At 59.5% G+C, this 7481-nt stretch carries 6 protein-coding genes and 1 pseudogene; 5 read left to right on the top strand and 2 right to left on the bottom strand.

Going from position 1 to position 7481, the window contains the following annotated elements; genetic code table 11:
• Nucleotides 1-44 precede the first annotated feature (44 nt).
• Nucleotides 45-1772: an IS1634 family transposase gene (locus QOZ89_RS41365; RefSeq protein ID WP_312623741.1), complete on the bottom strand. Its 1728-nt coding sequence runs from the start codon at nucleotides 1770-1772 to the stop codon at nucleotides 45-47.
• Between the two features lie 369 nt (nucleotides 1773-2141).
• Between QOZ89_RS41365 and QOZ89_RS41360 the strand changes: the two genes are divergently transcribed.
• Complete coding sequence (locus QOZ89_RS41360) at nucleotides 2142-3257, top strand: hypothetical protein (protein ID WP_312629634.1); 1116 nt, start codon at nucleotides 2142-2144, stop codon at nucleotides 3255-3257.
• Between the two features lie 198 nt (nucleotides 3258-3455).
• On the opposite strand, the gene QOZ89_RS41355 is transcribed toward QOZ89_RS41360, so the two are convergent.
• Nucleotides 3456-5708: an nSTAND3 domain-containing NTPase gene (locus tag QOZ89_RS41355; protein ID WP_312629632.1), complete on the bottom strand. Its 2253-nt coding sequence runs from the start codon at nucleotides 5706-5708 to the stop codon at nucleotides 3456-3458.
• A gap of 503 nt (nucleotides 5709-6211) precedes the next feature.
• On the opposite strand from QOZ89_RS41355, the gene QOZ89_RS41350 reads away from it, so the two are divergent.
• The 4 genes and pseudogenes from QOZ89_RS41350 to QOZ89_RS48485 all read left to right on the top strand — a co-directional run.
• Nucleotides 6212-6598 carry a hypothetical protein gene (locus QOZ89_RS41350; protein ID WP_312629630.1) on the top strand — a complete coding sequence of 129 codons (387 nt, stop codon included), beginning with the start codon at nucleotides 6212-6214 and terminating at the stop codon, nucleotides 6596-6598.
• A complete protein-coding gene (locus QOZ89_RS41345; RefSeq protein ID WP_312629628.1) occupies nucleotides 6595-6861 on the top strand; it encodes a hypothetical protein in 267 nt (88 codons plus the stop codon). The genes QOZ89_RS41350 and QOZ89_RS41345 overlap by 4 nt, the downstream gene beginning before the upstream one ends.
• Nucleotides 6862-6971: 110 nt before the next feature.
• Nucleotides 6972-7289: a putative quinol monooxygenase gene (locus tag QOZ89_RS41340; protein WP_312629626.1), complete on the top strand. Its 318-nt coding sequence runs from the start codon at nucleotides 6972-6974 to the stop codon at nucleotides 7287-7289.
• A pseudogene (locus tag QOZ89_RS48485) lies at nucleotides 7286-7474 on the top strand (helix-turn-helix domain-containing protein); the annotation flags it as partial. The gene QOZ89_RS41340 and the pseudogene QOZ89_RS48485, both read left to right, overlap by 4 nt.
• Nucleotides 7475-7481: the final 7 nt, after the last annotated feature.

The following is a 7481-nucleotide window of genomic DNA, read 5'->3' as shown; positions in this document are numbered from 1 at the left end:
CTGCGGGCTCGTGACTTGCGGGTTCGCGGCAGCCATTGATCGTCTTACTGACTACCAACGGTCTTGGAGATAGGCGCGCCGATTAGCTGGAAGACCTTTCTCTGGGTTTCGGTGGCGTTCGTGAGTAGCTGAAGGCTGCCGCCGCCGCTGATGCGGATCTCGTCGCGGGTCAGGGTGGCCAGGTGCGCGAGGAGGCCCTGGAAGCTGTAAAGAGGCGTTCCGTCGGGCTGTTCCTTGCGTGTGGATTTCCGGTTGGCGGCCTCGGAACGGAGAGCGGGCGCGACCGGGTCGGTGCGGCCTGGCGGCTCCTCGTCCGTGAAGGTGAGGGGGGCGAGCCGTTTCCTCAGGTGCCAGGTGATGTAGGCAGCGAGGGAGCAGATCAAGAGATGTGCGCGGACCCGGTTTTCCAGGTAGTGGTAGATCGGTCGCACCTGAAGGTCGGTCGTCTTGATCGTACGGAAGACTCGTTCGACCTGGGAGAGGTTCTTGTACGCGGTGACGATCTCGTCTCCGCGCATTCCGCTCGCGTGTTTCTCCTCGGCGCGGACGACGTAGATGCCGTCGAGCGCCGCCTCGGCGGCGATGCTCTCCTCCCGCCGGGCGATGGTGACATCGGCGTCCGTGATCGTGATCTCGAGGTGCTTCGCCATCTTCCGCCTGTGGACAATCTTCCCGATCTTCATGCCGATGTCCGCGGCGCCGACGATCCGGCCTTCCGTGACGGCGGCGACGACTGGGGCGAGCGCCTTTTCGGTGGCATCGAGCAGTTCGTCACGCTTGCGGGCACGCTCGGCTGCCAGGAAAGGGTTCCGGCAGGCGATCAGCCGCTCTCCGGGAAATTTCGGGTGGCGGATCTCGGCGAGGTTGGTCTCGTCGAACAGGGTCGGCTGCAGCGGGCCGTCCACGGCCGCGAGCTGGGCGATCTGGGGCGCGCGCAGGGCGGTGATCCATCCCAGGTCGTCGGACTCGCGGAGCGCCCTGATACGCGCCGACGTGATCATCCCTCGATCGCCGACCATGATCACACTCTTCAGGTGGAACGTTTTCTGGACGGCGTGCACGGCTTCGATGAACGCGGACGGGTCGCCGGTGTTACCGGGGAAGACGCGTATCGCGACAGGCCGGCCGTCGGCGTCCGTGAGGACTCCGTACTCGATCTGCTCGAGCCCGCGACGGCCGTCACGGGAATAGCCATGGGACGCCAGCGGGCAGCAGTGCCCTTCCATCCAGGACGACGACAGGTCGAAAAGAACCTGGCCGCCGTCGACGAGATGCCGGCCCACGAGTTGCCTTTCGATGTCGTCCTGCCGGTGTAGCAGCCAGTCCATGGCGGCATAGATCTCGTCGGTCGACGCCGTGTCTATCCCCAGGTCCGCGCCGAGCGTGTTGTCGGACCACCAGGATCTGGTGGCGAGCTTCGAACCGGGCTGGATAATCCGGGCGACAATCAGCGCTAGGGCGATATCCCGCTGTCGCCCAGCCGGCCCCAGCAGTGCCGGCAGGCCGAGCTGCCGGGCGACCGTCATGACCGCGGCGACATTGCCGTGCTGAAGAGACCGAGCGATCTCGACATCTTTCTCGACATCGACCAGCGTCCGGCCCGCGAGCGCTTTCCTGAGCACGTCGATGGCCGCCGGCGGAAGGTGCGAGACGTTCGCAATGGTCTCGTTCTTGACCTTTCCGTCTTCCCGGAAGGTACGCCGCACCAGATGCGACACGTACTCCCGCGGCTCGCCGGCCGCGTTCGTCTGCCGACTGACAATCCGGTCCACGTGCATAGCACCCGTTTGCCTCGCCACGAGTCGATGATCCCATCCAGCAAGATCCCGATCAAGCAACCTACTGACTACACTTCGGACAACACAGGCCAAAGTGCCAGGCTGTGCGCGTAGCGATCTTCGAGCACTCGCAAGTTCGGACTAGAAGAAACCGGTATCGACGTAAGGGAGGCCAGCTTCATTCGAGCTGTCTACAACAAGGAGATCAATAAGTTTCGTAAGGGTCTTTACGGCGATGCCGAACCGGCCGAGTATGCACGCCGCGAACGTGAGATGCTAGCTAGCCTAGTCGACGACAGTTTCGGGCATATGCGGCGGAGTCTAAGCCACCTGCGTACGCGGCGCGACAAGCATGAAAAGCAGATGAGTTTCGTGATTGTTCTCGATAACGTTGACCATCATGAAGCCGAGCTGCAGGAGCGGGTTTTCGTCGTAGGGCAGAGCTTGGCTGATACGTGGCCGGCGGCCGTATTTATTTCGCTTCGCCCAGATACGTTTTTTAGGTCGAGGAAGGCTGGTTCGGTTGCTGCATATCAGCCTCGGGTTTTTACGGTTTCGCCGCCCCGAGCCGAGTTGGTCATTTCTAAGCGACTGGTTTTTGCAAGAGATCAGCTCTTGGAAAAAGGGCGCCTAGAGTCTATGCCGGAGAACCTCACGATTGACTCGGATAAACTGCTTGCCTATTTGGATGTGCTGATAGAGGCTTTCAATTCTAACGAACAACTGAAAGAGTTCGTCGAGAACCTGAGTTCTGGTAGTATCCGACGGGCTCTAGATTTTGTGACGACATTTGTTGGTAGTGGATACGTGGCAACCTCGCGCATCCTCGAAGCATATGAAAGGGGCGACCTCTACACGGTACCGATGCACGAGTTTATTCGGTCCGTGATGTACGGCGACTATTCCTACTACGATCCGCAGGCTTCGGAGGTATCAAATGTGTACGACATATTCAGCGTCGATGGGCGTGAGCACTTTCTGACCCCGATCCTTCTAGCCGCTTGCCAAGCGCAGGCTGCGTCTATCTCGGACGGCTTCATTGACGAGGGCGCCATGTATCAGCACTTGCAAGCGCTCGGCTATTCCGCTGAGCAGATTGAGAGTCACATAGATAGAAGCATCGATAGGAAGTTGTTGCAGTCCGGCCGCGAGGGAGGGCCGCGAAAACTCCGTGTCACATCGGCGGGTGCATACATGTACAAGCGGATGATGGCCTATTTTACATACCTTGACGCTATGGTAGTCGATACCCCGATAACCGACCCTGTCGTGCGCGCAAAGATACGTGATATTTATACAATTAAAGACAGGACTGAGCGGGCGAGGCAATTCTGCGACTATCTTGACTCATGCTGGGATTTCGAGGGCCAAGAAACCTCATTCTCTTGGCCCATAGTGAGTGCCGCCCTCCGGGACGATATTGCCTCGGTAGATCTCCGGGCCGAGCGGACGCGGTTGCGACGAGAGTTGAACCGTTGATTTATTGGGGGGCGATCCATGGCTGACTGGTGACGTCCGCGGTGAACCCAGTTAGCCGGGCGCGAGCACGGCGCCAGCACGGCACGGCCGGTGGTATGTCGCCTCGTGATCTTCAGAACGAACCGCTCAGCAACTCACCGGCTTTGCACGTGAGTTTGGTCCGTGGGCCGGCCGTCCATCGGCGCAGATCACGGACGGCTACTCGATAGTATTTCTCAAAGCCCCAAGAATGTGGTCAACCGACGGTGGCGTTTCAATCTCCCTCAAGCGGGTATCCGATGGTGGTTCATCGTCGGCCATGTAGCTTTTCATAGCAGATATATCGGACGTGACATCGAAGTACCCAGGGAAGACTTCTTCGGGATTTTCATAATGGGACGCCTGCTCAATCACATCTCCCATGTCCCAAGACTCGATTCGACCAGCTCTCCACTCATCGAAAGTATACGATATCCTGTCGTGAATACTGTCGCCGATGCTAGAGGCGGCGCTCAGTGCCTCGCTGCGAACCTCTTCGAGCGCGACCTCCGACAAGGTCATCAAGACGGCCTCTGCATACGACTTCCCATCTAGATCATCGGCATCTTCTGTGATGTAGTCGATGGCACGTCCGACGAGAGAGATTGCTCGTTTCTGTGCTGACTTATACTCCGAGTCTGACAGGCGTCTAAGCAGTTCTGCTACCTCGTCGGAGCCAGCGGCATCTTCATTGAAGTCGACATATCGAAGGACTTTAGAGTCTATGAAGTCGAAAAGGTCGGGAGAGTCAAATCTTTCTCCAATCGCAAGAACTGCATTCGCCCTGCCGAGGCGCCAGTTCGCGTTCTTGCTCCGAAGATAAGGTGAGTCGAATGTCTTTTTGATGCATTTACTTAATATCTGCAACCCTCGGAGCTTCTCAATCACTGAATTTCCACGATCGCTCTCCGCCAGAATCCATAGACCCCATATTTGCTCAAAGAAGATTGCCTTCTCAACGAGTCTTCCGACTACCTCGGGATGATCGGAGAGGTAGCCAATCATGTAGTCACGGACAGAGGGGTCGTGGAAATCGAGCCACGGCCCGTCGGCTCGATTTATGACTTTTACGAGTGTTCCCTCCGAGAGTTGGATCGCGCGCCGAAAGGACCTAGAGTCTCCGACAGGTGAGGTATATGCGAGCCATGCGGCGCGGAGCCCGTCTACCGGAAATTCGCCAAGCGAGAAGACGATCTCCAGAAGGGCGACTGTAGCGTCGTCGAGCTGGTTCTTGACGACATGTTCCCAGACCCGACGAGGATCTTGGAGATCGTCATGTAGCCGCTGAGCGGTCGCTTCCGGTGCCTCTCCCGGTGCGTGCTTGTTGGCGCTGACCTGGATAATGCGGGGATTGAAATTGCTGTGGCGGATTATTCGACGATAATGGGCTGGGTCCGCGAAGATTATCTTATTCTCGTCGGGAAGGTTTGAGAAATAGATGTGATTGTAGAGTATCTGTGCGCGGATCTCAGGCGTGTAATCGGCCAGATCCATTACGTATTTTAGGGGAGTGAGATCGGTCTCCGCCAATTTTTCGTACTGCTGACGGGCCTGCGCCAGAATGTACTCTCTCGTCGTGAGAATCAAACGCTTGTCGGATGCAAATTTCACGCGACGGATGATGTTAAGGAGTCGGCTTTCCTCATTCTTTTGAAACTTATCAACGAGCGTTGCTTGGCCTAGAAAGTCGTCGTAATAGAAGATTTGGCGAGCGCCTGGTAGCCAGAGTCGGTTTATCTCGCTAGCATCAGCCGATATATCGACCACATCGAACCCGCGCGACGCATAGTCCGCAAGGAGCGCGTGAGCTAGCGTCGTCTTTCCAATTCCGGGAGCGCCAGAAATTAAGAGAGTGTGAGAGTCCTCCAGGATCTCACGGCCGCGTGGCAGGTTCTCGCTGGGAACATAGCACTTTAGACTGTGATCGATCTCATCGAATAAAGCACTAGATCTAGTCAAGATATCTTTTGCAAGTACCCCCTGTAGAATGGCTGTACTATTAAGCCAGAGCCGTGGATGGCTCTGGATGATCTGAGGACGCTTCCGTAGTTCGCTCTCAATCTCCTGGATTCCATAAATGTCCCCACTATTCTTAATGTAGGGGCTCAGGTCCGACAGAAGGGTGCGCTTCGCATTAGGAGTAAGCTCGACGGAGCATGCAAGGATGTAGCGCGATGGGCGAAGTCGCTGGACCTTCTTCAGCTCGATGTTCCGCATGTGAGCCAGGAGTTTTGCTCGACCGGCTCTGGCCCAATGCTTGCATTGGATGACTGTAGTCGAGCCAGACCCTTCCGCAACGTGCCTCAGATCTATGCCTTGGTCTGCCCCCGGTGAAAAGACTTCGAGGTGGACACCAAGAATGCCTTCGAATAGATCCTTGCAGATTAGCTCGAAGTCGACGTCGGTGAGTCGCCTAAGATCGAATGTGTCCATGGTCTGCCGAGAGTCATGGTTGCCGCAGAGCACCTAGGTCCTCTGAGCGGCACACGCCCCTAGTGCCCCCTTCTGCGCTGTTGCGCGAACGATAGCGCGCTGCTCCGATCGGGTAGGAGCGTCAGCGCTCGGTGCGCCTGGGACTCGAACGTACGTCCTGTACGAGGCTTCATCGGTCGAGTCGTACAAATAGTACTGGGTAGTCAAATATGTGCGATCGGCATTACCGTGACGATGGGGTTGCGGAGCGACGGAGCCCGCCGGGCAGGTAGGCGGAGGCGGACCGCCGCGGACCCCTGGATGACACGGGAGGGAATCGTTCGATGGATGAGGGTTCCGCAGGGAGTCCGGCACACGCCTCTCGATTGGTGATCCCGGCATCGGGTCGAGAGGAGGCGGGCGGTGGCGGACAGGTGGTGACAATCGAGTTGGACGGCAACGGGTTGGGACCTGTACCGGTGGACGGGCAACCGCGGCAGCTTCCCGCACGCGCGGGAGTTCTCGTGGACGCGTCACCCGTGCCGACCTTCGTCGCGGCCAAGCGGTTTTGGCCGGACAGTGTGGCGCGGTCGCTGGCGGCCCGGGGCGAAGGGCGCGCGTTGACGGTCTGCCCGACGCTGGTCTCTCCCGCTGGGAGCGCGCTGGCGTTGGAGGTCGCGCGGCTGCTCGTCGACGAGCGCGGACTGTGGGACGGCCCGGGTGCCGTGATCACGTGTGCGGTGCGACCCCCATGCGCGCGGGACGCCGGTGTGGTGATCGTTCCGCACCCGGTGATCGTCACCACGGATGGGGCGTCGCGGTCCTGGGTGGTCTGGGAGATCACCGACAGGTTCCGGGTTCCCGCGTTCCTCGCGGGACTGGGGCCGGCGCGGCCGGCTGTGGCGGTATGAGCGCCCACGGCCCGGTAGCCACCGTCACGGTGACTCCCGGCTCCACGGCCGCTGAGCTAGCTGCGCAGGTCGCCGAGCTTCCTGAGGGGGCGATGCTCGTCGGTATCTTCGGCGACACCACGATCATCCTTGCCTACGGACCGGCGGACGACGTCGCGTCGGACCGAGACGTACTCGCGGCCGTGGTCGCTGCTCTCGTACCCGACACCTGGAATGGCTGGAGCGGCACACCCGCGCCCCCTGATGCCGTCGCACCCCGTTGATCTAGCGACTCGACGTGGCTGGGTCGTACCAAAAGTGCGGGGTAGTCGTGGGAATGTGACCTGTGGAAGGATCGTTGGACTCGTGACGTCCGTCCACAGGAAGAGGATCTATGTTCGGCTTGGTAGTCCGGTTCAGTTTGCGGCCCGGTGCCGCCGAAGGGTTCGACGGGCTGGTGGCCCGGACGTTGCCGCTTATCGTGTCATCCGAGCCAGGAACATTGCTATACCTGACGCACACCGTAGACGGCGATCCTGACGCCCGGATCTTCTACGAGGTGTACCGCGACCGAGCGGCGTTCGACGAGCACGAGCGCCAGGACCACGTTCGGGCCTTCCTCTCGGCTCGTGAGGATTTCCTTTCCGGCCCACCGCGGGTTGAGTTCGTGACTGTTGCCGATGGCAAGGGCACGCCGGCCGGTGCGCCATGACAGATCCTCTCCCTTCGCTGGGCGAAAGGGTCGCTTTCTACCGCAAACGGCGCGGATTGTCCCAAGTCGAGCTGGGCCGGCTGATCGGTCGATCGGAGAGCTGGGTTTCGCAGGTTGAGCGGAACACCCGGAAAGTCGACCGACTGTCGGTTCTCGCTCAGGTCGCCGATGTACTCGGCGTTCCCGTGCCGG

The organism is Pseudofrankia coriaricola, assembly GCF_032027725.1.
In the GTDB taxonomy this organism is placed as follows: Bacteria; Actinomycetota; Actinomycetes; order Frankiales; family Frankiaceae; genus Pseudofrankia.
This window is presented reverse-complemented; position numbering and strand designations above follow the sequence as displayed.